Raw genomic sequence first — 24,387 nt, forward strand, 5'->3', positions numbered from 1 at the left:
CTTGTCCTCCCCCGTACGCCATCAGCAGTCAACGACTCATAAGTAACTCTAACTATCGGCAGTGACAGCGGACAGCCAGGGCGTGGCCAGAGCGGGGAGATTCCAGCCAACCGCCGTGAAGAGAACACCGAGAAGAGAACACCGAGAAGGGAACGCCGAAGAGGCCGCCCGCACCATGACGGCGGGCGGCCTCTTCAGGTTCAGAACTGCTCATGCAGTCCAGGACTGCTCAGTCCGCGTCGGTCAGGAGCGAGTCGCCTTGCGACGCCGCGTCATGACCACGAGGCCCGCCCCGCCCGCCAGCAGCACCGCCGCGCCGATCGCGATCGGGCCGGTGTTGCTGTTGGCGCCGGTCTCCGCGAGGTCGTCGCCGCCGCCCTTCGGCGTGGTGGCCGGGGCGGTGGTGGACTCGGAGGCCGAGGGGGTGGGGGTGTCTGTACCGGGGGACTCGGTGCCCGGGGTCTCGTCGGCCGGAGGCGTGGTCTCCTCGGCCGGCGTCGAGGGCTCGGGCTGCTCCGGGGTCGTCGCGGGCGGGGAGGTCGGGGTGGCCGGCGGCTCGGACGGGACCGTCGTGCAGTCCTTCGTGCCGCCGTTCCAGCTCGCGATCAGGTTGTCCTTGATGACCGGGCGGTCCGGACCCTTGGGCAGCTCGCCGTGGACGAAGCCGTCCTTGGCGTCGAGCTCGCCGTCGAACTTGACCGCGCCCCGGTACAGGTCGACCTGCGCGAAGCAGCCCGCGTCCGGCACCGCGATGTCGAGGGACTCCGTCTGCCCGGGCTTCACGGTCACCGAGTCGAAGTCGACGAAGACCTGCTCGCCGGAGGTGTTGAAGGTGGCGCCGTGGGCGAGGTACGAGGCCAGCGAGGCGGTGCAGGAGGTGGCGTCACCGGCGGTGCGGACCTTGACGTGGACCTTGCCGTCGTCGGTGGGCTTGAGGTTCTGGTCGTCGACCTTGACCGAGTCGAAGAACTTCGATCCGTCCAGGGAGAACTGGCAGCGGTCGGTCCCGGTCTCCGTGCCCGCGCCCGTGCCGGGCTTGTAGGTGCCGCCGGACTTCCATCCGTCGCCGCCGGGAGTGCCGTGGGCCCAGGAGGTCGGGGCTGAGACGGCGCAGAGGACGAGCGCCGCGGCACCCGTCCCCAGCAGGCGGCGCGCGGTGACACGTCTGGCTATGGACATGCGGATCCCTTGGGGGTGAGGGGGTGGCAGGTGCTCCACAGAGCACCGGTCTCAAGAAACACCGGTCTCACTGGTCACATGAATCACGGTGTTCGCACATCGTGGATCGCCCTGCGGAAGCTGTCAACCTGCGGCAATACAGGGATGGTTCAAAGATCCATCACGATTTCGTCACAGGAGGAATGAACTGCTCCGGACGGCGTCGAGTTCGCTTTACGGGCAATATGGACAGGTACGTGAGTGTCGCAGTGCCCGCGTCTGACCACCGCTCCGAGGGAGACCGCGTGACCGCCCCCCGCGCCGACCGTTCCGCCCGCCCCGGCCCGCCTGTCGACCTGTCCTCCCGCGACCCCGACTGGTGGCGGCAGGCCGTCGTCTACCAGGTCTATCCCCGCAGCTTCGCCGACGCCGACGGAGACGGCCTCGGGGACCTGAAGGGCGTCACCCTGCGGCTGAACCACCTCGCGGCCCTCGGTGTCGACGCCCTCTGGCTCAGCCCCTTCTACCCCTCCGAACTCGCCGACGGTGGCTACGACGTCGCCGACTACCGTGACGTCGACCCGCGCCTGGGCAGCCTCGACGACTTCGACGAACTGGCCGCCGAGGCCCACCGCCTCGGCCTCAAGGTGATCGTCGACCTCGTCCCCAACCACACCTCCCACCAGCACGTCTGGTTCCAGGAGGCCCTTGCCGCCGGCCCCGGCTCCGCCGCCCGCGACCGCTACGTCTTCCGCGACGGACGCGGCACGCACGGCGAACACCCGCCCACCGACTGGCAGTCCGTCTTCGGTGGCAGCGCCTGGCAGCGGGTGCCGGACGGACAGTGGTACCTGCACCTGTTCGCGCCCCAACAGCCCGACCTGAACTGGGCGAACGACGAGATCCGCGCCGACTTCCGCACCACCCTGCGCTTCTGGGCCGACCGCGGCGTCGACGGCTTCCGTGTCGATGTCGCCCATGCCCTCGCCAAGGACCTCGACGAGCCGCTGCGTGACCTCGGCGCCCACGCACTCGGCGGCGAGGGGGCCCTGGCCGAGTTCCCGCCCGGCGCCCACCCCTACTACGACCGCGACGACGTCCACGACATCTACCGCGACTGGCGCAGGGTCTTCGACTCCTACTCCCCGCCCCGGATGGCCATCGCCGAGGCCTGGGTCCTGGGCGACCGACGCGCGCTGTACGCCCACCCGGACGGACTCGGCCAGGCCTTCAACTTCGAGTACCTCCAGACCGGCTGGGACGCGGAGGAGCTGCGCCAGGTCATCGCCCACTCGCTGGCCACGGCGCGGGAGGTCGGCGCCTCCGCCACCTGGGTGCTCTCCAACCACGACGTCGTCCGGCACACCTCCCGCCTGATGCTCCCGCCCGGCACCGACGACAACGCCTGGCTGCTGACCGGCGGCCACGCCCCGGCGGTGGACGAGGCGGCGGGCCTACGACGAGCCCGGGCGGCCACGCTGCTGATGCTGGCGCTGCCCGGGTCGTCGTACGTCTACCAGGGCGAGGAACTCGGCCTGCCCGAGGTCGCCGACCTGCCCGTCGAGGTGCTCCAGGACCCGATCTGGGAACAGACGGGACGCGTCCGCAAGGGGCGCGACGGATGCCGGGTGCCGCTGCCGTGGGCGACGACGGGGCCGTCGTACGGCTTCGGGGCGGGTGGTGCCTGGCTGCCGCAGCCGGAGAGCTTCGCTCGTTACGCCGTCGAGGCGCAGGACGGGACCGACGGCTCGACCCTGGAGTTCTACCGCACGGCCCTGAGGGTGCGCCGCAAACTCCAGGAGGGCGAGTCGCTGACCTGGGCGGACGACAGCCCGACCGGGGTGCTGGACTTCGCCCGCCACGGCGGCTGGCGCTGTGTCACCAACCTGTCCGGGACGGCCGTTCCGCTGCCGCCCGGAGAGGTGCTGCTGAGCAGCGCTCCCCTGGCGGACGGGCGGCTCGGCCCGGACACCACGGTGTGGGTCGCGTAGGACCACTCGGCCGGCCGACTACTGCCTGATGGTCGGCGGGGTCGTCGTGGCGGTCGGCGGCGGGCTGAGGACGATCATCGGTTCGCCGGGCTGCGCCGCGGGCGGGGTGAGCTGGTCCGAGGGCAGCTTCGGCGGGGTGGTCTGGGTGAAGAGGGCCTGGTCGAAGTTGACCAACCCGGTGTCCTCCATGACCGTGATGTGGTCCAGGACGGTGTCGTTGGCCTGGTCGGCCAGCTGCCGCACCAGGCTGTTCTTCGTGGTGGACCGGATCTTCGCGATCGTGTTGAAGATCGAACCGTGCGTCACCCGAAGGATGTTGGCGAAGTCGGAGTCGAACTGGTTGCCCTTGGGGTCCGCAGACAGCTGGTTGACGAAGCCCACCTGTTGCGGACTGGCCACGTTGGGCAGGGTGATGTTGAGCATGGGGGCGATCTTGCGGCAGGTCGTGTCCAGCGCGGCGTGACCGTCGATCAGGTGGTTGGAGGCCGTCACGACCTCCTTCGCCGTCCCCTTGCCCACCCCGATCTGCCCCACGGGGTATTCCCACAGCCCGGCCGCCCGGACCTTGACCACGAAGTCCCGGTCTCCCTCCGTCAACGGCCCCCACTGGGTCTGGGAGATGACCCGGTCCTGGGAGCTGGAGACGGTGTCGAGACCGAGCATCGAGGGATAGGCGAGCGCCGCCAGGGTCAACGTGAGAGCACCACCCACGAAGAGAGTTCCCATTGCGTTCCGCGAAATGCCCACGGTGCCTCCTGCCCGGCCGGGTGCCCACCGGTCGGCGGGCCTGACGGACAGGAGTACGGATGCGGGGGCCCCCGAAGTTCATTGGATTGGTAAAAAATTTGCTCGAGGTGGCAGTGGGGCGCAGGGGGAAGTCGCGGTCGACGTGGGGGACTTCCCGTTTCCCGCGCCCGCGTACGGCCGCCGCGACCAGGTGCTTCTGATGGCCGTTGACAAAGCGGAACGATGTTCCGTATTCTAAGTGGAACAACGCTCCGTTTCGGCCTGCCTGAAGCCGGGCGCTCCTGACCGCCTCGCCCGCGGCCGGCCCGACGATCCGGTCGCACATGGCAGAGGCCATTCAACGGAAGTCGCATCATGAGTGAATCGACGTACGCGGCCGACACGTTCGGCTCGCCCACTCCCGTCCTCTCGGTCTCTCCGGTGGTGCTGCCGGCTCCCGGCCGAGCCGTGGACCTGGAGGTGCGGGTCTCCGCGCCCGTGACGGGGAGCGACCTGCCGGTCATCCTCCTCTCGCACGGTCAGGGCTACTCCAACCACCTCTCCTCGCTGAACGGTTACGCCCCTCTCGTCAACTACTGGGCGGCGCACGGCTTCGTCGTGATCCAGCCCACGCATCTGAGTTCGAGAACGCTGAGCCTGGATCCCGGCACCCCCGGGGCACCGATGTACTGGCGGTCCCGGGCCGAGGACATGACGCGCGTCCTCGACCAGCTCGATGTGATCGAGGCCGCCGTCCCGCAGCTCCTCGGGCGCCTGGACCGAAGGAGGGTCGCCGTAGCAGGGCATTCGATGGGCGGCCACACCGCGAGCCTGCTGCTGGGCGCACGGCTCACCGATCCGGATGACGGAACGGAGGTGAACCTGGTCGAGCCCCGGATCAAGGCGGGTGTCCTGCTTGCCGCGCCCGGCAGGGGCGGCGACGCCCTCACCGAGTCCGTGGCGGAGGCTCTCTCCTTCTTCCTGACCACGGACTTCTCCGAGATGGCGACGCCCACGCTGGTGGTCGCCGGTGACAAGGACGTCTCCGGCCACCTGACGGTGCGGGGCCCGGACTGGCATGCCGACCCGTACCACCTGGCCCCGGGCCCCAAGTCCCTGCTCACCCTGTTCGACGCGGAACACGGGCTCGGCGGGATCTCCGGATACGACGTCGCCGAGACCACGGACGAGAACCTCGAGCGGGTGTCCGCGGTCCAGCGCCTCACCTGGGCCTACCTCCGGAGCGTGCTCTACCCCGGGGACTCCGCCTGGCAGGCGGCGTGTGACGCGCTGACGGCCGGCCCCGACCCGCTCGGACGGGTCGAATCCAAGTAGGCCCGCGACACCCCCGCCCTCACCCCGGCCCCCGCCCCTCCCTCCCGGTTGACCGAACATTGACCACTTCGCGGGAGACTCTGGAGGGAAACGCGGGAGAGTCCTGACGGGCCTCGGACCTAGATTCGCCGCATGTCCATGCCACAGCGGTCCTCGCGGCCCGGGAGGGCCGCGTCCCTCCCCGTCCTTCCCTACCGCAAGCCCACCAAGGGCCGCGACTACTGGGTGATCGACGACGTGCTGCCGGACGTCGACGCCGTGCGGGAAGGCTGTCTCGGCAAGGACGACTGGGTCGAGGGATATCCGCACAAGCCGGAGGCGTGGCCGGGGCTGCGGGCGATGCCGGGGCTTGATCCGGCACAACTCGCGCGGGTGGAGCGGGCGGTGAGGAAGGCGACCGGGGCCAGGGAACTGTGGGTGCAGAAGGCGCCCGGCGGGGGCACCCTCAACCACAACTGCGTGCAGGTGGTGGGGGAAGGGGAGAGTACGCCCCGGCCGCACACGGACTCGCGGTCACTGTGCCGGTACGCGGCCGTGCTGTATCTCAACTCCGGTGTGCCCAAGGACTGCGGGACCAGTTTCTACCGGCAGTCCCTGCCCGGCGGGCGGCTCGGCGGCAATGTCGTGCAGGCCCCGCACAACAACCTCGTCGACGCGCTCGGTACGCGGTTCGTCGCGCCCGACGCCTTCGAGGAGGACGTACGCGTGCCTCACCGGTACAACCGCCTGCTCCTCTACAACGCCAACCTCGTGCACAGCGCGACCGGTTACCACGGCCGCACGTTGGCGGAGAAGCGGATGACCGCCGTCTTCTTCTGGATGGCCTGACTCCGCGGTGCCTGATTCCGTGGTGCCTGACTCCGCGGTGCCTGATTCTTGATGGCCTGAGCGGCGGCGTCAGTTCACGATGGCCATCTCGTGCGGTGTCGCGTTCAGGCGGCGCCCGCCCGTCCGCGTGCACGTCACGACGTCCTCGATGCGGACGCCGAAGCGGCCCGGGAGATACACGCCCGGTTCGATGGAGAAGCACATGCCGGGGACGAGGGGCTGGTCCTCTCCCTCGACCAGGTACGGCGGTTCGTGGGTCGTGACGCCGATGCCGTGGCCGGTGCGGTGGACGAAGTGCTCGCCGTATCCGGCGTCCTCGATCACGGCACGGGCCGTCCGGTCGACCTCCTGGCAGGGCACATACGGCCGCACGGCCTCGAAGGCGGCCTGCTGGGCGGCGCGGACGACCTCATGGACCGCGCGCTCCTCGTCCGTCGGCTCGCCCACATGCACCGTACGGGTGGTGTCGGAGCCGTAGCCGTCCTTGAGGCCGCCGAAGTCCAGGACCACCATGTCGCCGTCGGCGATCACCCGCCCGCCTGCCCCGTGGTGCGGGTTCGCGCCGTTGGGCCCGGCGCCCACCACCGTGAAGTCGACCTGGCTGTGGCCGTGTTGGCGCAGCAGGCGGGCCAGGTCGGCGGCCACGTCGGTCTCGCGGCGCCCCGCGAACCGTACGGAGAGGATCTCCTCGTACGTCGCGTCCGCGGCGGCGCCCGCCGCCGCGAGCCGGGCCACCTCGTGCTCGTCCTTGACCGCTCGCAGCATCGGCAGCGCGACGGCCAGCGGGCGGTACGTGGTCAGCGGCAGCGCCTCCTGGAGACCCAGCAGATGCAGCGACCAGGTCGCGTCGGAGACGCCGTAACGGCCGTGCGGACGCAGCAGCCCGGCCGCCGCCGCGTACGGGTCCTGGCCGTCCCGCCACGCGGAGATCCGCAGGGCACCGGCCCCCGGCGACGCCTCCGCGTCCGGGCGCTCCGACGCCGGGACCAGCAGCCGGGGGTCGGAGTCGGGGGTGAGGACGAGGAGGGTGAGGCGTTCGGTGCTGGAGATCGGGCGGTGGCCGCAGAGCCACAGCATGTCGGGGCCGGGGGACACGAGGAGTCCGGACAGGCCTACGAGCGCGGCGTGCCGGGCGGCTCGTTCCATCCGGGCCGCGTAGTCCTGCTCGGTGAAGGCCACCGGGGGAGCGGCCTTCGGTGTCCCGTGCTCAGGTGCCCCGTGCTCTGGTGTCCCGCCCTCTGGCGCCACCTCCTCAGGTGTCCCGCGCTCAGGTGTCGCCCCCCTCGGTGTCCCGCCCTTCGGTGTCTCAGTCATCGTCCTGCCTCGCCGTCCTGCCGCAGGGGTCCGCGTCGTCGTCGCCGGGGCGTCGCGGTCGCGGTGTTCGGTAGGTCGTACCTTTCGGTTGGCCGCCGGTCAGTACCGCACCGCCCGCGCCGCCTTCGCCCTCACCGTGCCGGTCAACTGACGGTTGCTGCGGGCCGTCGCCTTGCCGGAGTCACCGGCCGGGACGTCGGAGACGGTCACCACGACCGTGTCGAGCAGACTGCCGGCCTCATCGGTGAAGTCGACCTGGACCGCGAAGGACTTCGTGGAGTCGGTGGAGTTCTTGGCGGTGACCTCCACCTTCGTACGGTCGCCGTCGGCCGCCGGCTCGCCCAGTGCGACGGAGCCCTTCGCGTCCACGCCGCCCTTGATGTCGTCGAGCCTGCGGCCCGCCTCCGCAGTCGCCGACTCCAACGCCTCGGTGGCCAGGGAGGCGAGGGAGGACGCGGCGGCGGTCGCCTCCCTGCCGGCCGACCGGGCAGCCGACTCGGCCTTGCTGACCGTGCTCGACGGGCTGTCGTCGCCGGAGCAGCCGGTCAGGCCGGTCAGCGCGACCAGGGCCAGACCGGCCAGGGCCAGACGGGGCAGGGCCAGACGGGGCAGGGCGGCGGCCGTGACCGTCGTTGTCGCCGCGTGCGTCGCCCTGCGTGCACGGGTACCGGCCATGTCGCCTCCCGGGGTGCGATGTGTCCCGTCCAGTGAAGGTCCGAGCGCGGAGGGGTGCATGCCGGACGTCACCCGTACGGCCCAGTCCCCATGGCGGGTGCCCCTGCCCCGCCCGATGGTCGAAGCGCAGGACACACCACTCGGCACCGGCGGACGGCGTACCGCGCCTGCCGCCCCGGAAGAAGCGGGGTCCGGCCATGACCCATCAGCCGCACGCCACACAACCGCCCACCGGTGGCGGACAGCAGTCGACCGGCGGGGAGCAGTCGCCGCCGGTCCGGGACGACACCCAGCGGTCGGCGGGCGGGCCCTCCGCGCGGGGCGACTACGGCGGCGCTCCCACGTCGGCCGAGGCCGGCCGGGCCGCCGGCGGGGTCGTCTTCGCCGGTGTCCTGATGCTGGTCAACGGCATCCTGGCGATCTTCCAGGGCATCTCCGCGCTCGCCAAGGACGACGTCTGGGCCAACCTCGGCGACTACGTCTACAAGATCAACCTCACCGGCTGGGGCGTGATCCTGATCGTCCTGGGCGGGCTCGCCGTGCTCACCGGCGGAGGGATCCTGAGCGGCGCCGCGTGGGCCCGGATGACCGGTATCTTCCTGGCGTCGCTGAGCATGATCGCCCAGTTCCTGTTCCTGCCGTACCAGCCGGTCTGGTCGATCGTCATGATCGCCGTGGACGTCTTCGTGATCTGGGCACTCGCGGTGTACCGGCCGACGCGCGAGCAGACCTGACCGAGACCGGTTCAGCTCCGCCGCCCCGGGGCACCGATGCCCCGGGCGCCCGGCGGTGCTCACGTGTGACCGATGCCGCCGCTGCCGAAGGAGCCGCTGGAACCCGGCAGCCAGCGCTTTCGCACCTGGTCCTTTCCGCGTCGGGTTCCGGAGGCGTGGAGCTGGTACGGCATGAGCCGTTCCCGCTTGTCCGCGGGCACCGGCACTTCGTCCGGCTCCCGCATCTCCCGGATCTCATGGATCGGGCCGGTCAGGGGAAGGTGCGGCTGATCCTCGGGGCGGGGCCGCGGCAGTTCCCGGTCCCGGACCCGCATGCCGAACACCACGGCGAACACCAGGGCGCCGGCGATGAACAGCCCACCTGCGAAGGCGGCGATCACGTTGAGTACCTCGCTCGACGTGGCCGCTAGTACGAACGTCGCTGTACTCATAGTTCGATTATGGCCGAAAACGCCCAGAGTGCGTGATCTGGGTCATTCAAGGCTTTGTCGCTTCTGTTGCGAGGTGCTGTCGCGAAGCCCTGTCCCTGGCCCTGTCGCGACGTCCTGCCCCTGGTGCTGTCACACGGCTCTGAAAGTGGCGAACGCCTCGTCCAGGAGGGCCACCAGATCCAGGTGGCCGTCGGAGGCCGTCCAGTGGTCGATGGCCACGTTCAGGCAGTCCAGTGCGGCGGCGGCGCGGACCGTGTGCCCGAGGGTCGCGGCCCCCGGCGTGCCCGCCCGCTCGGCGAGAGCCTCGGCCAGGGCGGGGCGCCAGCTGTGCTGTTTCTCCAGGTGCCGGGCGCACAGGGCCGGGGTGTCCCGGACCAGTCGGGTCGTCGCCAGGGCGCCGGCCGGGTCCTGGTGATAGCGCTCGATGAGGCTGTCCAGAGCCCTGCGCAGCGCCGTCCAGTCGTCCTCGCCGGCCGGGCGGGCACGCAGGGCGTCGGCGGTACGGCGGTCCTGGCCGTCGAACGCGGCGAGGACCGCGTCCTCCTTGGTGCCGAAGTAGCGCAGGAACGTACTTCGGGACACTCCGGCCGCCGCGGCCAGATCGTCCAGGGTGACCTTGTCGAAGCCGTCGCGGTGGAACAACTCGAAGGCGACCTGGGCCAGTTCGGCCCGTACGGCGGCCTTGGCGATGTCCCTCGTGCGCGAACGGGCGCTGTGTGGTGCTCCGGTCATCCCAGGATCGTAGCGGCCCTCCGGCTCTCGCTTGCAGCGTCGATACCCGCTGGCTAGCCTGACACTCAGTTTCATCTACGAAGTCAAGGTGCACGAAGTTCCGCCGCGCGAGAGGCCCTCATGACCGCTGTGCTCGGATCGTCCGTGGAGATCTCAACCCCGGACGGCATCGCCGACGCCTACCTGTCCCACCCCGACGACGGGTCCCCGCACCCCGCCGTGCTGTTCTTCATGGACGGCTTCGGGCTGCGGCCGCATCTCCGGTCGATGGCCGACCGGCTCGCCTCGGCCGGATACACGGTCCTGGTGCCGAACGTCTTCTACCGGTACGGGCCCGCGCCCGTGGTGGAGTTGCCCGAGTTCATCGACCCCGCCGAGCGGCCGGAGATCATCCAGCGACTGGGCCCGGCCGCACGGACGCTCACTCCCGAGGGCGCGATGCGGGACGCCGCCGCGTATCTGGACTGGCTGGCCGCGTCCCCGCTGACCGGCGAGGGCCCGGCGGGGATCACCGGCTACTGCATGGGAGCGGGCCTCGCCCTGCGGACCGCGGGCACGTATCCGGACCGGGTCGCCGCCGCGGCCGGCTTCCACGGGGCGTATCTCGCGACCGAGGCGCCGGACAGTCCGCATCTGCTGGCCGACCGGATCACCGCGGAGTTGTACTTCGGGCACGCCGACCAGGACGCCGCCAACCCCGCCGAACAGATCGACCGGCTGGCGAAGGCGCTCGGCGCGGCGGGCGTCCGCCACCGGAGCGAGGTGTACCCGGGTGCGCGCCACGGCTTCACCCAGGCGGACACCGCGATGTACGGCGCCCAGGTGACGGAGCGTCACTGGAAGGCCCTGCTCGACCTGTTGGACAGGGCCCTGTGACGGGGCGGGGGTCGCAGAACTGGCGGGGCAGCAGAACTAGGGGGCGGCGGGGGCGTATGGCGTGGCTGTGACCATCGCGGAGCGCTTTCGTGATGACCCACGTGTCCCGCCACCCTCAGAATTGACCGGGTGAATGATCAAAAGGTGCAGCCCTCCAACTCGCCCTCCTTCCAAGCCTCGGCGCGCTGTGCGGTCGCGGCCCTCGCCCTCACCGGGGTCGCGTGGCTGGCCCGGGCGGCGTGGGAGACACGCCTCGCGGTGGCGGGGCAGCCGGCATCCGGGCCGCCGGACCAGGGCGGCGGCGAGCACCGGAAGCTGACCTCGCTGGAGGACGGGTACCACATCGTCAACACCCTGGGCAGCGCCACCGCCGTGCTCTGCGCGCTCGTGTTCCTGTCCTGGCTGTGGCGCGCCCGCGACAACGCCCGCGCCCTGTCGGGCGAACGGCCCCGCTACTCCGCGATCTGGGTGTACCTGGGCTGGATCCTGCCCTTGGCCAACCTCTGGGTCCCGCGGGGTCTCGTCGTCGACATCCACCGCGCGAGCGCGCCCGGCAGGCGGCTGCCGCGTTCGGTGAACTGGTGGTGGGGCCTGTGGCTGATAGGCCTGGCCGGCGGCGTCGGCCTCATGTACACGGACGACACGGACGAGATCATCGCCCGCGCCTACACCGACGTCTGGATGCTCCTGGCCGCCGACGCGGCGATCGTGGGCGCGGCCGTGGCGGCCGTCTTCGTGGTCCGCGCGGTCACGGCGGTGCAGCTCGAGCGGCTGACGGGGGCGGGCAGGGCCTGAGGTTTGTTTCGAACTCACCCGTCCCGGGGACTAGTTCGACCCCTCGCAGTAGTTCGAACCCCAGGTCAGCCGGGTTCGTCCGTGTGGGTGCGGGAGGCCTGGGAGCGGCTGCTGATCAGCCAGGGGGAGGCGGCGGGGGGCTCGTCCGGGGGCTGGCCGGTGTCGACCGTCAGGTGGAGCAGGGTGCCGTGGCCGTCGGGGCCCGCCGGATAGCTGCGCGGTTCGTCGCAGTGGAAGCCGTGGCGGAGCAGCAGCGCGACCCGTTGGGCGACGTCGGGGTCCGCCGCGATGATGCGGACCTCGGCGAGCCCCTCGCCCTCGGGCGGCGACATGTCCGCGGCCAGGTGCGCGTCCGCTTCGGTGCGTACGGGGGTGGAGACGGCCGGAGCTGTCGGCGCGCTCTGCGTGCTGGGGGAGCTGTCGGGCCTCGTGTGCATCACGGTCACCTGTCTCCGGTTCTGCCGCATGCCCCGGTATGTCCACCGTACGCCCGGGCGCTTCTGGCCGGTCGGACAGTACAGGCCCGGCAGGGGGTGTGCGGGCGGGAGTACGGTGAAAGGGCCGAGGGCTCCTCGTGCGCCCCTCCCGCGGTGCCGTTCTCGGCGGACCACGACGCCGGGCCGGCCCGTCCGCGCCCGGGGCAGGGCTCGGGCGATGACCTTGAACGTGCCCCCTCCCACCTCGCCGCAGCGCCGGCGCCGGTACCCCTCGCCCCTCGAAGGGGAACGCCTGCGCCCACTGAGCCGAGGTCAGGTCGAGGACCGCTGGTGGGAACTCGGTGATCTGTACGCGGAGACCTCGGGCGTCGTGCCGGAGCAGTGGGCCAGGTCCCGCACCACCTTCCTGCGGCGGCTGGCGGTCGAGGTACGGCAGCCCGGGTTCGCGCTGCTGGTCGCGGAGACCGTCGTCCGCGACGAGACGTCCGTGCTGACGGGGTGCGCGTACGGCTTTCCGGTCCGCGTCGAGGGCCCCTGGTGGCGGGGCCTGGACGGATGCCTCCCCCAGCACCTGCTCCGCCTCGCCGCCTCCGGCGGGCTCTTCGCGGTCTCCGGGATCCTGGTGCCGGACCGGGTGCGGGCCCAGGACCAGGACCGCGACTGGAACCTCGCCCGGCGACTGCAGAAGCGGCTGCTCACCGACCACGACGGCGCGCTCGGTGTCTTCCTGGTCGACCGGGGTGACGTCAGAACCCTGGAGGCGTTGCGTTCCTGGGGGTGGCGGTCCGTCGCCGCCGAGCCCCGGGACGACGGCCTGCTCGGTACGTCGTCCGGCCCGTGCCGGGCCCTGGTCGTCGAGGCCTGAGCGGGACGGGTACGGCAGTGGAACATCCAAGTGAATATCTGTGCCCGCCGCAGCAGGAATTCCACCCGGACGACTAGAGTTCTCGGGCAGGAACCAGCCCCTGTGGCGGGCCGCGCCCCGGCGACCCGCGGGAAGGCGCACATGCCCTCACAAGAGCAGCCGCCCGTCGGCGACCCGCTCGACGACGACCACTACCCGGCGTACACCATGGGCCGGGCGGCCGAACTCATCGGTGCCACGCCCGGCTTCCTGCGGGCTCTCGGCGAGACCGGGCTGATCGCTCCGACCAGGTCGGACGGCGGTCACCGCCGCTACTCCCGGCACCAGCTGCGGCTGGCCGTCAGGGCCCGGGAGCTGGTCGACCAGGGCACGCCCGTCGAAGCCGCCTGCCGCATCATCGGCCTGGAGGACCGGCTGGAGGACGCCCTGCGGGACAATGAGGAGCTGCGCCGCCCGGCGGGGGTCTCCGGAGCAGGGGCGCACGGCGAGTGAAAACCTGACATCGCCGGAGCAGGATTGCGGGCCGCGGTGGAAAAGAATTCCTCGGTGAATCCCGGCAGGGTTTTAGCGGATATCACTCGCCCGCATTACTTCGCTCTCGCCTCCGATTTGTTTCAGGACCTCCCGTGCTAGGCTCGGTCTCAGTTGCAAGTGTGGTTGCCATTTTGCTGCCGGTTTTTCCGGGCAGGTGATCATCGCAGCGATGAGGAGGCTCGCGCAGTGCGGGTCCCCAAGCACTGCCTTCAGGAGATATGACATGGCCACCGGTACCGTGAAGTGGTTCAACGCGGAAAAGGGCTTCGGCTTCATCGAGCAGGACGGCGGCGGCGCCGACGTTTTCGCTCACTACTCGAACATCGCCACCCAGGGCTTCCGTGAGCTGCAGGAAGGTCAGAAGGTGACGTTCGACGTCACGCAGGGCCAGAAGGGCCCGCAGGCCGAGAACATCGTTCCTGCCTGATTTATCCGCGATCGCTCGCGCGCTACGGCGAAACGGGGCCCGCACCTTGGGTGCGGGCCCCGTTTGTTTCCCCGTTTCCCCGCCGGGAAACCGAGCCGGATCCAGGCTCCCGAATTGGCGCCGCCCGCGCTGTGTTGCCGGGCGTGTCCCCCGTGATCGACCCTCGCGAATACGCGTCCGGGCGTCCTGGACAGCCGTGCTGACCACGGCCCCCGCCGACTTGCCTACCTCGCGGACCCAGCTCTCGCTGCTTCCGGTCCGCGACCCACAGCCCCGCTGACCATCGTCCGCGGACCACGGTCACGGCCGGGCACCGTTCCGGCCGACGCTGACCGACACCGGCCCCGAAGGCATCCCCCTGCCGTTCCCTCGACCCTTGGTGAGGCACCCATGCGCTGCGTGATCGCCCGTTACCCCTTCGACCTGATCAAGTCCGAGGTGGAGACACAGATGGAGGGCATCCGACCGGAGGCCGCCACCGGGGCCTGCGTGGTCATCGGGCGCAAGGTGTTCCCGGTCAAGCAGGTGGGCGAGATCATCACCCGTCAGGACCGCCGCGACTTCACCGCCTTCGAGGTCACCAGGGCGCTCACCCGCCTGGGCTTCACCTGTCACACAGCGCCCCCGGAGACCCCCGCGGCCCGCTCGGAGTCCTACCCGACGCTCGGCTGACCCGGCCCGCACCTCCACGCAGCGTTCCGACGCCGATCCACCGGCCCTCAGGCCGGCGGGTCGGCGTCGTTGCGTTGGCGTCGTCGCGGCGGTGTTGATGGGTCGGCGGTGCCGAAGCCTCGTCCAGCGTGAACGGCGAGTGTGAGTGCGAGGGCTGTCCGGTGGGCTGATGGGACTGCTGGGTGCTGGGACTGCTGGGCCCGATGTGAACGGTCGCGGTCAGTTCGTCCTGGTGCTGCCGGTCCGGCGGGCGTAGGCGCGGGCGGCGCGGGCGCGGTCGCCGCATCGGGTGGAACACCAGTGGCGGCGGCCGTGCCGAAGCAGGAAGCGGGTGCACGGGGGCGAGCCGCAGGCCGTGAGGCGCTCGGCGTCCGAGCCGGTCAGCAGATCGGCGGCGTCCGCGGCGAGGATCGCCAGGGCGTGGTCGACGATCTGTGTCGTGGGGTGGGAGGAGGCGCGGTACAGGCCCCGGTCGGAGTCCCAGTGCAGTAGGGATGCCGTGGGGGCCTTGGTCAGCGCGTCGTTGACGGCGGCGAGGGCGTCGACGGGAGCGGGCATGCCGTCGACCCGGGAGGCGAACAGGGCCCGGATCTGCTCCCGCAGGGCCCTCAGCCGGGTCGCGCACATCTCCTGGATGCCGGCGTCCACCGGGGCGAGGCCGCGCTCGACGAGCCACTGGTTCGCCGCGGCGGGCGTGCCGAGAAAGTCCAGGAACTGACCGCCGGGCAGGGCGACCGTACTGTTCGCGAAGTCGAGGGCGGCGTACTGCTCCGCCCCGGGCGCGGGAGGGAGGACCGACTCCGGCGCCACGGCCGACGCCTGTGCCGGGGCGGGTGACGAGTCAGCCTGGGCGGGCGACGATTCCGCCCGGGGTGCCCGGAACGACTCCGTCCGCGAGGTCGGTGACCCTGTCCGCAGCTTCGGCGACCCTGTCCGCAGGTTCGACGACTCCGCCTGCTCGGCAGACGAACTCGCCTGCTCGGCCGACGACTCCGCCTGCTCGGCCGACGAGGCTGCCGGTGGGGTCGGTGGTGACGTGGCGGTCGATTGCTCCTTCGGTGCCACGGTCCGCCCCGACGATCCAGTCACGGTCTCTCTCATGGTTCCCACGGTTCTCATGTTACGGCTTGCATCCATCCGTGAGAAGCCGCTACCGTCTCTCACGGATAAACCGCTTCTCATCCGTGAGGTGTTGCTCTCGTGTCCTTCCCGACCGCTGCCGCCGCCCGCCCGTCCGCCGAGCAGGTCCCCGTCCGTGTCCTCGGCGGGCCGACCGCCCTCATCGAGTACGGCGGGCTGCGTATCCTCACCGACCCCACCTTCGACGCCCCGGGCGACTACTCGAGGCCGGGCAGGCCGACCCTGACCAAGACCGCGCCCTCCTCCGTCGCCCCCGCCGACCTCGGCCCCGTGGACGCGGTGCTGCTCTCGCACGACGAGCACGCCGACAACCTGGACGAGTCCGGCCGGGCCTTCCTCACCGACGTACCCGTCACCCTCACCACCCCCAGTGGCGCGCCCCGCGTCGGCGGCACCGCGCAAGGGCTCGCGCCCTGGGAGTCGGTGGAACTGCGCCGTCCCGACGGGGGCACCGTGACCGTGACCGGTGCGCCCGCCCTGCACGGGCCGGACGGTGTCGAGGACGTGGAGGAGAGCACCGGTGAGGTGATCGGTTTCGTGCTGACCTCCGCCGACCTGCCCACGGTCTACGTCAGCGGCGACAACGCCTCACTCATCCTGGTCGAGCGGATCGCCGAGCGCTTCGGCCCCGTGGACACCGCCGTCCTCTTCGCCGGGGCGCCCCGTTTCCCGGCCCTCTTCGACGGTGCGCCGATCGTCCTCGACAGCACCGGGGCCGCCGAGGCCGCCCGGATCCTGGGCGCCCGCCGGGTCGTTCCGGCGCACTGCGACAGCTGGGCCCACTTCACCGAGGGCCGCGACGACCTGGTGGCCGCGTTCACCGCCGCCGGACTGGCCGACCGACTGGACCTGGGCTGAACGGCGCGGAGCCACCGGCCTCGGACGTTCGGCGGTTCACGTTTCTCCCCGGGCCGCGGAGTCGCTCCCGCGGCCCGGCACTCCTGCGGGCGTGCGGTCAGGACGAGTTCGCGCTCGACCGGCCGAAGAACTCGATCTCGGCGATGGACACCTGCTTGCTTCCGGAGGTCTGGTAGGCCGACTCGATCGTGAAGCGGACCTTGGTGACCTCACCGACGCGGAACGCGCGACGCTGGCCGCCCGAGGACTGGTCCAGGGTGAGCTGACGAGTCGTCTCCTTGCCGTCCTTCGTGGTGATCGTCGCCTTGAGGCGGTGGGGCAGCGCCGACTTGGTGCGGTCTTCGGTGCGGGCGGAGATGCCCGACGTGATGATCACGTCCAGCAGCCGGGTCGGCTCGTCGAAGCGGGCCTCGATCCACTCGCCCTCCGCCGACTCCGAGACACCCGGGCCCCACCAGGTGTTGTTGAGCATGTCGAAGGCCAACTCGGGCTTGTGCTGCGGGTAGGAGCGCGATGCCACGACCCGGTCCGGGGGGACGGGGGCGCGCTTGGCGAAGTGGTCCCGGGTGGCCTGGATGGCGTCCGGTGTGTAGATCGCGACGGTGATCAGGAGGGCGACGACCACAGCGGCCGTGACCCAGGTGACCACGCGGTCGAAGGTCCGCCGCAGCCGGGGGCGGTCTCCGGCCCACGGGATCTCGCCGTTGCCGAAGCCGAACAGGCGGCGCCACCACGGGCGGTGGGGCTCCGGTGCGTGGTCGTCCCCGGCCATCGGCATCGCGCAGCGTGAACAGTAGTGCCGGTCGGGCCGGTTGGGAGTGGCGCACCACGGGCAGGGCGGACCGTACCCGGCGCCCTGCTCGGGCCCCGGCGCCCGCACCTGCGGCCGGTCCGCCACCGGTCGGCCCGGCAGCACCGGCGCGACGGCCTCAGGCGCGGGAGGCTGGGCCTCCGGGTCGGCGACGGGGACGAGAAGGGAACGGGCGCGGGCGGCCATGGTGTCCCCGAGCGCGGGAGGCGCGGGGGGCGGGGTGGAGGTGGCCGCGGGGACGGGTTCGGTGGGCGCCGTCTCGTCGGGTGCGGGGTGGTGGGCGTACGGGGCGGGGGGCGTCGGCTGCCGGGTCGGCTCGGGGTACGGGGTGCTTGCGGGGTGGGCGGCGTGGGGCTGCTGCCCGGTCGCGGGGTGGGCCGGGGAACCGCCGGCGTCGGCCGCCGGGCCTGCGGCGGGAGCGGGCCCCGGGTGCATGGGATCAGCGCTCGTGCGTTCTGTGTCCGTGCGCTCTGTGTCCGTGCGTTCCGTGTCCCCGGGTGCCGTCGACGCGCCGTGGACGGTGGGCGAGTAGGCGGAAGCGGAGGTGGGGGGCGTGGCGGTCTGGTGTGGGATCGGCTCCCCACTGTCGGCGGCGGCCGAACGGCCCCCGCTCGCCGGGCGGTCACCGGCCGCGCCGCTCCCGCTCGCCGTGGCCGTTCCGACCGCACCGGCGCCTGTACCGGCGCCCGCACCGGCATTGGTACCGGTGATCGAGGCGGCTCCGCCCGTCCGCTCGCCGGTCCGTTCCGCCGTACGTGTCCGTCCCCGGTCCGTCCAGCTCAGTACGGCGCCGCACGCGTCGCAGAACGACTGGCCCGGTTCTGCCCGGGTGCCGCACTCGGCGCAGTTCTGGGTGGTCATCTCTCCGGAATCCTTTCGGCCGCGGTCACCTTGACCGTGTACGGCATATGGGCGGGGCGGGCGGCCGCCACGAGGGCGTCCAGGCGGTGTTCGTCGGCCGGGCCCGGGTCGGGCAGCCGGACGGTGACGTGCAGGTGGGGGCGGGGTTCGCCGGGGACCGGGCCGAGCGGTCGGGCGCTCCAGGCGGCACCGCCGCTCTCGGAGATCTCCGGCTCCACGCCGAACGCGAGCCGCACCGCCTCGGCGAGACCCCGTCGGGTGCCCCTCACCCGGTGCAGGTACGCGGCGGCGGCGACGGCGGCCCGCAGCCTCGGCTCCGGTTCGGTGCCGTCGGTCTCGGCGCCGACCCAGCCGGACAGCCAGCGGGTGAAGTCGACCGGCGCCAGGGCCGGGTCGAAGTAGGCGGGCAGACAGTCGAGGACGTTCAGGATCGGCGCGATCACCTCGTCGAGCCCGGCCACGAAGCGCTGCGCGAGGTCGTCGTCGGCGAACACCGCGGGCAGCATCATCCCGATCGGCGCGGACGAGCCGAGCCCGTCGACGGAGCCCCTCATCGGCCGGCCTCCCGGATGGGCGTGCCCACGAGCCGCCCCCCGTCCCCGATACGCCCGCTCACGACCCGTCCCCGATCACCCGGACGCGGTGGTCGTACGAGAACACCAGCGCCGGCGCGTCCAGGTCGATGCGGTCGGTCGCGTCGCCGCGTTTGCCCGTGAGGGGGTCCGCGGGGTGCAGGGTGACCTGGTCGACCAGCTCCACTCCCGGCACCCGTTGCAGTACCGCGAAGACCTCCCCGGACTGCACCGGCCGCCCGAACGGCCAGCCGCGCCCGTCCGCGCCGCCGGTCAGCGGGTCGAGGTGGCGGTAGAGGGCGTCGTGGGCCTGGCGGCGCACCCGGTCGGTGTCGACCCCGCGGAACGCGTGCACGGTGGCCACGACGGTGACGCCCTGGTAGTAGGGCGGTCCGACCGCCAACCTCGTCCCGATCAGGCGGCGTTCGTCCAGGTGCCGGGTGATGCGCTCCAACAGGGCGTCACCGGGCACGAGTTGCTCGAAGCGCAGTCGGCCGCCCGGGTCGGGAACGGCCTGCGGCACCACCAACACCCGTACCGCGTAGGCCCCGTGCTCACCCTCCTGGCCTTCCAGGCAGGTGATCCGCGCGTTCTCCGGCGCGGCGCGGCGGGCCAGCTCCTCGTAGTCGCGCAGGGTCACCGCCCGCTCCTGGGCGCGCAGCGTGATGGGCGCGCGGACCTTCGCCTCGTCCACGGTCTCGCCGTCGACCCCGCCGCGCGCGGCCTCCCGGTTGACGACCTCCGAGACGTACGGCACGGAGGTGCGCAGCACCTGCACGGCGCCCCGGGCCACGTTGCCCGCGCGGCCGCCGCCGGTGCGGTAGCGGCGGGCGCGGATCACCGCGCCCTTGGGGGCGACGGCGCCGTACTGGCGCAGGGTGCCGTCGGGCTCGCGTACGGACGGGCCGAAGGCGATCTCGCCGGTGGTGGCGTCGAGGGTGAGGTGACGGTCGTACGGGCCGGAGGCGGCGAAGTGCGGGACGACCTGCCAGTCCGTCCAGCCCTCGTGTTCGGCGGTCTGCAGGAGCAGCGGCGGGTCGTCGCCCACGACCGGCGCGTGGGCCAGCCGCAGGCGCTGACCGGGCAGGCCCGTCGACTCGCCGAGGGCCTCGTCGTACACCGTCTCGGCGTGCAGGGCCGGGGCCGTGCCCCCGATTGTGAAGGCCTCCGCCGAGCGGACCGTCGGGGAGGTGGTGTAGAAGGGCTGGGCCGGGAGCGGTTCGGTGACGCGGCAGCGCAGCCAGCCCGCCTCCTGACCGCCGGAGCGGGACAGGACGTGGCCGCCGGGGACGTGCAGGATCACCTCGCCGGGGCGGTTGAGGCCGCCGGTGCCGTCGCGGTCCACCTCGCAGTCCTGCCAGCCGTCCTCCGTCCACGCCTCCCACACCAGGGGCGGCTGGCGCGGGTCGACGCCGACGCCGTCCACCCGGCTGTCCAGCTCCAGGGCGACCGCGCAGTGCGGGACGGCGGAGCTCAGCCCGAGCAGCATGCAGTCGCCGGGCCGGGGCGACTCCGCGAAGCACAGCAGGTCCTTGCCCTCGACGAGGTCCGTGGTGCGGTCGACGACCGGCTCGCCCCGGTGCTGGACCACCAGATGCGTCAACGAGCAGGGCGCGACGGCCAGTTCGCGTTCCGTGGCGAAGACGACCGCCTCCTCGCTCTCCGTGCGGACCGTCGCCACCTCCGTCCCCACCGGCAGCAGCACCGGCTCCTCCTGCGGCGCGGACAGCCAGAAGGTGACGTCCGTACGGGCGGCGGAGGGCGGGAAGAGACGGATGCCCACCAGGTCCAGGAACGCCAGGTGGTTCTTGTCCGGGACGCGGTTGAGGCGGTAGACGACCTGGTCGGCCATGTGGGCCACCGTCTCGACCAGGGTCACGCCCGGGTCGGAGACGTTGTGGTCGGTCCACTCCGGGGCGCGCTGCTGGATGTAGCGCTTGGCGTCGTCGACGAACTGCTGGAAGCGGCGGTCGTCGAGGTTGGGGGAGGGCAGGGCCATCAGCGGTCGCTTTCAGGGGAGTTGCCGGGGCCGTCGGACGTGCCCGGCTCCTCGTGGGAGGGAATGACATAGAAGGGGAAGACGAGACTGCGCGGGTTGTTGGTGCCGCGGATCGAGTAGCGGACGTCGATGAACAGCACGCCCTGCTCGGCGCCGGCGGTGACCTCGACGTCATTGACCTCGATACGCGGCTCCCAGCGGTCGAGACTGCTGTACACCTCGTGCTGGATACGGCCCGCGGTGGCCTCGTTGACCGGCGCGAACACCAGGTCGTGGATGGCGCAGCCGAACTCCGGGCGCATCGGCCGCTCGCCCGGCGCGGTGGCCAGCACCAGCCGGATCGCCTCCTCGATCTCCCGCTCCCCGCTGACCAGGGCGATGCCTCCGGTGGGCCCGATGCGCAACGGGAACGCCCACCCGGACCCGACGAACTGCTCGGCCATCAGAGGGCCACCCGCCTTCTCCTTTTCTCGACCGGATTCCTGACCGGATTCCTGACCGGATTCCTGACCGGACCGGCCGACCGCGTCGCCGTCACGGCAGCGGATACGGCTTGTTGTTGACCAGCACCACGCCCTGCAGCAGCAGGGTGGCGGCGCGGATGCCCACGTTCGCTATGGAGTTGACCTGGAGGGTGCCGCCCGAGGTGATCATCGTGGCGCCCACCGCCTTGAGGTTCAGGGCGCCCATCGCGTCCACCGTCACCGCACCGCCGAGCGACTTGAGGTTGACCAGGCCACGGCCCTGCATGGTGAGCATCCCGCCGCTCTTGATGGTCAGGTTCCGCCGTGCGCTCAGCGAGAGGTCCGTGCCGGCCTCGATGGACACCGAGCGGCTGCCCGTGATGCTGACCGAGCCCTTGCTGTCGACGGTGATCTCGGTCTGCGCCCGGTCCAGATTGATGACGAGTTTGTCGTCGCCGCTGGTCAGCCGCACGCCTTGCTTGCCGCCGGTGCGCTGGCTGAGCAGGTCCACGCGGTTGCCGTCACGGTCGGACAGGGTGTGCCGGGAGGCGCGCTGCCGGGCGCCGTCGTGCAGGGGCACGTCCTTGACGGGCGTCGGCTTGTCCTTGCCGTTGTAGAGGCCGCCGATGACGTACGGGTGGTCCAGGGCGCCCCGGTCGAAGCCGACCAGCACCTCGTCGCCGACGTCGAGGGGGAAGATCGAGCCGCCGCGCTTGCCGCCCCACTGCACCACACGCGTCCAGTCGCTGACGTAGGCGTCGTCGAGCCAGGGGAACTGGAGCTTGACCCGCCCCTGCTTGAGCGGGTCCCGGACGTCGGTGACCAGGGCGTTGGCGGTGCCGGGCAGCCGCAGGCCGTTGCCCGTGCCGCCGCCACCGGAGGACAGCCCGTACAGCGAACGCCACTGCCGTCCGCTGACGGTGACCCAGGCCTCGTAGTGCTTGCCGTCGCCGAAGACGTGCCGTACGGAGGTCGCCGTGTACTTGCCCTCGAAGGGCGCGCCGACGTCGGCGAGGGTGACCGGCAGGCCGGGCCGCAGCTTGGGTGTGCCGCGTGCGATGACCTCCAGCTCGGCGAACGAGCCGGTGACGTCGTCGGCCAGGGCCTCGGCGGCGAACTTCACCTCCGACTGCCGGTCGTACGGTGTCTGCGGGTCGACCAGCTTGGCCGGCTTGAACTTCGCCGCCGCCTCGCCGGGCGTGGTGCCGATGCTGATGCCCGGGTTGGACTTGGCGGGCGCGGTCGCGGTGAGCTTCTTCTTCGTCGTCACGTCCCAGCCGCGGGTCTCGACGCTGCCGACCTGTTCGGCGGCGGTCACCGAGGCCCGCAGCCGCAGGATGTCGGTGCCCGCCTCCAGGACGAACGGGCTCTTGTCGCCGGGGGTGCTGACCGCCGGGGCGCCGGAGGCCGGGTCCGGCTTCACGAACTGGAACTTCCCCTTCGCGTCGACCGACATCACCATCTCGTTCTCGTCGGCGAGCCGGGCCAGGAAGTCCCAGTCGGTCACGTTGGCCTGGCTGATGAACTCGTACACCGTCTTCGTCGACTGGATCCGCCCGATCGGGACGCCGTCCTGGGCGGCCAGCTTGCGGGCGATGTCGGAGGCGCTCTGGTTGCGGTAGGCGGCCACCCGGCGTTGGCGTATCAGCCGGTGACCGTGGTCGTAGCCGCGGATGACGGTGAAGGATCCGGTGCCGTCGTAGTCGGCCTCCAGGCCGCTCACCTCGCCCGTCAACAGCGGGTCTGAGCCGCCCTTGCCGTCGGCGATGGGCGTGATCACCACCGGCGTGCCGAACTTCACGCCGAGTTTGCCGAGGACCAGCCGGTAGGGGTCGCGGAAGGTGAGCCGGAACGCGGCCGGCACCCCGAGCCCCTGGTCGACCCAGCCGTCCACCAGCAGCGGGGCGAAGTCCGGGGGGAGCGGACTGCCGCCGAGCTTGACCTGGATGACGCTGGAGTAGGCGGACTGCACCATCAGAACCGCACCTCCTCGGCGGCGGGCAGGACGAGTTCGATGCCGGTGGGCAGCCTGCTCGGGTCGTCGATGCCGTTGGCCTCGGCGATCGACCGCCAGGCGGACGCCTCGCCGTACTCGCGCCACGCGAGGGACTGGAGGGAGTCGCCGGCCACCACCCGGTGCACCCGCTGGGCGGTCAGCGCGCCGGAGGTCGGGTTCTGGCCCTTGGTCTTGCTGGGGATCTCGTTCAGGTGCACCTGACAGGTGGCGCGGATCGGCACACCGGTCGTCCCGAAGAGGGAGTACGTCGCCTCGACGCTGCTGACATAGGCGGTGAACCGGGCCGTGGAGAAGGAGCCCCACTGGAAGACCACCCAGGGCGGGGAGGGCTGCTTGGCCGCGATGCTCTTGGTGGTCACCTCGCAGCACTCCAGCAGCGACTCCACCTTCTTGAGCACGCTGTTGCTGCTCGGCTCGTCCGAGGAGTCCAGGAAGATCTCCACCGTCATCTCGCGCGGCTCAGGCCCCATGAACTCCGGTGTGGCACCGTCCCGTACGGCCGGTGTCGGCGTCGCCTTCCACTGGGAGCGGCGCGACAGCGACAGCTGTGACGGGTTGAAGTCCAACGCGAACGACTTGATCAGGCCGCCCGGCGTGGTGCTCGTCCCCACCGGCGGTTCGTGGATCGCGAGGGTCGCGCGGACCAGGCTCTTGCCGGCACCGCCCCTGTTTCCCTTGGCCATGGTCGTTCCTCCCGTCAGTCCGTGAATCCGTGGTGGGCGATCTCCAGGACCTCGGTCGCGACCCCCGGACTGGCCGGATCCAGGGACGGCCCCTTCCAGCTGACCGGCAGCACGTCGATCAGGCCCCACCGGGCGACCTCCGAACCGTCCGCCCGCAGCGCGGCGATCTGCGCGGTGGGCCGGGTGACACCGGTGGTCACCGAGGAGATCCACTTGGCGACCTTGGTGGTGTCCGGGGTGAGCGGGCGGGTCAGCCGGATGGTGGAGAAGGTGACACGGGAGGGGAGTTGCCAGACGAAGCCGTTGTTGCCGCCCTCCTGCCGGTGCTCGACCTCCACCTGGGACGACAGCCCCTCGCACCCGTTGAAGTAACCGAGGCTCTCGCCGTCGATGGTCAGGGTGAAGAAGATGGTGGAGCCCGGGTCGAGATCGCGGGACATCGCGGGGGCCTT

The 24,387-nt window shown here is 71.6% G+C and carries 26 protein-coding genes; 11 read left to right on the plus strand and 15 right to left on the minus strand.

The genetic code is table 11. From position 1 onward, the window contains the following. Nucleotides 1-243 precede the first annotated feature (243 nt). Entirely contained in the window at nt 244-1,179 is a 936-nt protein-coding gene (locus OHA64_RS24685; RefSeq protein WP_405616576.1) for an LAETG motif-containing sortase-dependent surface protein, read from the minus strand. Between the two features lie 224 nt (nt 1,180-1,403). On the opposite strand from OHA64_RS24685, the gene OHA64_RS24690 reads away from it, so the two are divergent. Continuing rightward, nucleotides 1,404-3,149, plus strand: a complete 1,746-nt coding sequence (locus tag OHA64_RS24690; RefSeq protein WP_405616578.1) for a glycoside hydrolase family 13 protein — start codon at nt 1,404-1,406, stop codon at nt 3,147-3,149. Nucleotides 3,150-3,167: 18 nt separating this feature from the next. On the opposite strand, the gene OHA64_RS24695 is transcribed toward OHA64_RS24690, so the two are convergent. Next, complete coding sequence (locus tag OHA64_RS24695) at nt 3,168-3,875, minus strand: DUF4142 domain-containing protein (RefSeq protein WP_405616580.1); 708 nt, start codon at nt 3,873-3,875, stop codon at nt 3,168-3,170. A gap of 375 nt (nt 3,876-4,250) precedes the next feature. Between OHA64_RS24695 and OHA64_RS24700 the strand changes: the two genes are divergently transcribed. Then, a complete protein-coding gene (locus OHA64_RS24700) occupies nt 4,251-5,210 on the plus strand; it encodes an alpha/beta hydrolase family protein (RefSeq protein ID WP_405616582.1) in 960 nt (319 codons plus the stop codon). Nucleotides 5,211-5,342: 132 nt separating this feature from the next. Then, the gene (locus OHA64_RS24705) at nt 5,343-6,038 is read left to right on the plus strand and encodes a DUF6445 family protein (RefSeq protein ID WP_405616584.1); all 696 of its coding nucleotides are present in this window, start codon (nt 5,343-5,345) and stop codon (nt 6,036-6,038) included. A 69-nt stretch (nt 6,039-6,107) separates the two neighbouring features. Here the strand turns inward: OHA64_RS24705 and OHA64_RS24710 are convergent, their stop codons facing one another. Beyond that, a complete protein-coding gene (locus OHA64_RS24710) occupies nt 6,108-7,184 on the minus strand; it encodes an aminopeptidase P family protein (protein ID WP_405624085.1) in 1,077 nt (358 codons plus the stop codon). A 267-nt stretch (nt 7,185-7,451) separates the two neighbouring features. Beyond that, entirely contained in the window at nt 7,452-8,027 is a 576-nt protein-coding gene (locus OHA64_RS24715) for an FxLYD domain-containing protein (RefSeq protein ID WP_405616586.1), read from the minus strand. Nucleotides 8,028-8,224: 197 nt separating this feature from the next. On the opposite strand from OHA64_RS24715, the gene OHA64_RS24720 reads away from it, so the two are divergent. After that, the gene (locus OHA64_RS24720; protein ID WP_405616588.1) at nt 8,225-8,761 is read left to right on the plus strand and encodes a hypothetical protein; all 537 of its coding nucleotides are present in this window, start codon (nt 8,225-8,227) and stop codon (nt 8,759-8,761) included. A 59-nt stretch (nt 8,762-8,820) separates the two neighbouring features. Here OHA64_RS24720 and OHA64_RS24725 read toward each other — a convergent pair whose 3' ends face one another. Both OHA64_RS24725 and OHA64_RS24730 read right to left on the minus strand, forming a co-directional pair. After that, nucleotides 8,821-9,192: a DUF6479 family protein gene (locus OHA64_RS24725; protein ID WP_405616590.1), complete on the minus strand. Its 372-nt coding sequence runs from the start codon at nt 9,190-9,192 to the stop codon at nt 8,821-8,823. Between the two features lie 129 nt (nt 9,193-9,321). Next, nucleotides 9,322-9,924: a TetR family transcriptional regulator gene (locus tag OHA64_RS24730; RefSeq protein ID WP_405616592.1), complete on the minus strand. Its 603-nt coding sequence runs from the start codon at nt 9,922-9,924 to the stop codon at nt 9,322-9,324. A gap of 120 nt (nt 9,925-10,044) precedes the next feature. On the opposite strand from OHA64_RS24730, the gene OHA64_RS24735 reads away from it, so the two are divergent. Both OHA64_RS24735 and OHA64_RS24740 read left to right on the plus strand, forming a co-directional pair. Continuing rightward, nucleotides 10,045-10,800, plus strand: coding sequence for a dienelactone hydrolase family protein (locus tag OHA64_RS24735; protein ID WP_405616594.1), 756 nt, complete (start codon nt 10,045-10,047; stop codon nt 10,798-10,800). 129 nt (nt 10,801-10,929) lie between these two features. Beyond that, nucleotides 10,930-11,595 carry a DUF4328 domain-containing protein gene (locus OHA64_RS24740; RefSeq protein ID WP_405616596.1) on the plus strand — a complete coding sequence of 222 codons (666 nt, stop codon included), beginning with the start codon at nt 10,930-10,932 and terminating at the stop codon, nt 11,593-11,595. A gap of 65 nt (nt 11,596-11,660) precedes the next feature. Here the strand turns inward: OHA64_RS24740 and OHA64_RS24745 are convergent, their stop codons facing one another. Then, the gene (locus OHA64_RS24745) at nt 11,661-12,032 is read right to left on the minus strand and encodes a hypothetical protein (protein ID WP_405616598.1); all 372 of its coding nucleotides are present in this window, start codon (nt 12,030-12,032) and stop codon (nt 11,661-11,663) included. A gap of 217 nt (nt 12,033-12,249) precedes the next feature. On the opposite strand from OHA64_RS24745, the gene OHA64_RS24750 reads away from it, so the two are divergent. The 4 genes from OHA64_RS24750 (at nt 12,250) to OHA64_RS24765 (ending at nt 14,530) form a co-directional block, all read left to right on the plus strand. After that, a complete protein-coding gene (locus tag OHA64_RS24750) occupies nt 12,250-12,897 on the plus strand; it encodes a hypothetical protein (RefSeq protein ID WP_405616600.1) in 648 nt (215 codons plus the stop codon). 141 nt (nt 12,898-13,038) lie between these two features. Continuing rightward, a complete protein-coding gene (locus OHA64_RS24755) occupies nt 13,039-13,389 on the plus strand; it encodes a MerR family transcriptional regulator (RefSeq protein ID WP_405616602.1) in 351 nt (116 codons plus the stop codon). A gap of 265 nt (nt 13,390-13,654) precedes the next feature. Next, a complete protein-coding gene (locus OHA64_RS24760; protein ID WP_010986199.1) occupies nt 13,655-13,858 on the plus strand; it encodes a cold-shock protein in 204 nt (67 codons plus the stop codon). A 390-nt stretch (nt 13,859-14,248) separates the two neighbouring features. Then, nucleotides 14,249-14,530 (plus strand): SCO5918 family protein, encoded by a 282-nt coding sequence (locus tag OHA64_RS24765; RefSeq protein WP_405616605.1) that lies wholly within the window; start codon nt 14,249-14,251, stop codon nt 14,528-14,530. A 219-nt stretch (nt 14,531-14,749) separates the two neighbouring features. Here the strand turns inward: OHA64_RS24765 and OHA64_RS24770 are convergent, their stop codons facing one another. After that, nucleotides 14,750-15,340 (minus strand): CGNR zinc finger domain-containing protein, encoded by a 591-nt coding sequence (locus tag OHA64_RS24770; protein WP_405616607.1) that lies wholly within the window; start codon nt 15,338-15,340, stop codon nt 14,750-14,752. Between the two features lie 390 nt (nt 15,341-15,730). Between OHA64_RS24770 and OHA64_RS24775 the strand changes: the two genes are divergently transcribed. Next, nucleotides 15,731-16,528, plus strand: coding sequence for an MBL fold metallo-hydrolase (locus tag OHA64_RS24775; RefSeq protein WP_405616610.1), 798 nt, complete (start codon nt 15,731-15,733; stop codon nt 16,526-16,528). Between the two features lie 97 nt (nt 16,529-16,625). Here the strand turns inward: OHA64_RS24775 and OHA64_RS24780 are convergent, their stop codons facing one another. The 7 genes from OHA64_RS24780 to OHA64_RS24810 form a co-directional block, all read right to left on the minus strand. Next, on the minus strand, nt 16,626-18,200 hold the full coding sequence (locus OHA64_RS24780) for an NADase-type glycan-binding domain-containing protein (RefSeq protein ID WP_405616612.1): 1,575 nt from the start codon (nt 18,198-18,200) through the stop codon (nt 16,626-16,628). Next, nucleotides 18,197-18,754, minus strand: coding sequence for a phage tail protein (locus OHA64_RS24785; protein ID WP_405616614.1), 558 nt, complete (start codon nt 18,752-18,754; stop codon nt 18,197-18,199). The genes OHA64_RS24780 and OHA64_RS24785 overlap by 4 nt, the downstream gene beginning before the upstream one ends. Nucleotides 18,755-18,812: 58 nt before the next feature. Further along, on the minus strand, nt 18,813-20,771 hold the full coding sequence (locus tag OHA64_RS24790) for a putative baseplate assembly protein (protein WP_405616617.1): 1,959 nt from the start codon (nt 20,769-20,771) through the stop codon (nt 18,813-18,815). Continuing rightward, the gene (locus OHA64_RS24795) at nt 20,771-21,214 is read right to left on the minus strand and encodes a GPW/gp25 family protein (protein ID WP_405616619.1); all 444 of its coding nucleotides are present in this window, start codon (nt 21,212-21,214) and stop codon (nt 20,771-20,773) included. Before OHA64_RS24795 ends, OHA64_RS24790 begins: the two co-directional genes overlap by 1 nt. 91 nt (nt 21,215-21,305) lie before the next feature. Continuing rightward, on the minus strand, nt 21,306-23,210 hold the full coding sequence (locus OHA64_RS24800; protein WP_405616621.1) for a VgrG-related protein: 1,905 nt from the start codon (nt 23,208-23,210) through the stop codon (nt 21,306-21,308). Beyond that, nucleotides 23,210-23,935: a peptidase M23 gene (locus OHA64_RS24805; protein ID WP_405616624.1), complete on the minus strand. Its 726-nt coding sequence runs from the start codon at nt 23,933-23,935 to the stop codon at nt 23,210-23,212. The genes OHA64_RS24800 and OHA64_RS24805 overlap by 1 nt, the downstream gene beginning before the upstream one ends. 14 nt (nt 23,936-23,949) lie before the next feature. Further along, complete coding sequence (locus OHA64_RS24810) at nt 23,950-24,375, minus strand: phage tail protein (RefSeq protein WP_389151892.1); 426 nt, start codon at nt 24,373-24,375, stop codon at nt 23,950-23,952. Nucleotides 24,376-24,387 lie beyond the last annotated feature (12 nt).

The organism is Streptomyces sp. NBC_00076, from assembly GCF_045041235.1.
Lineage (GTDB): Bacteria > Actinomycetota > Actinomycetes > Streptomycetales > Streptomycetaceae > Streptomyces.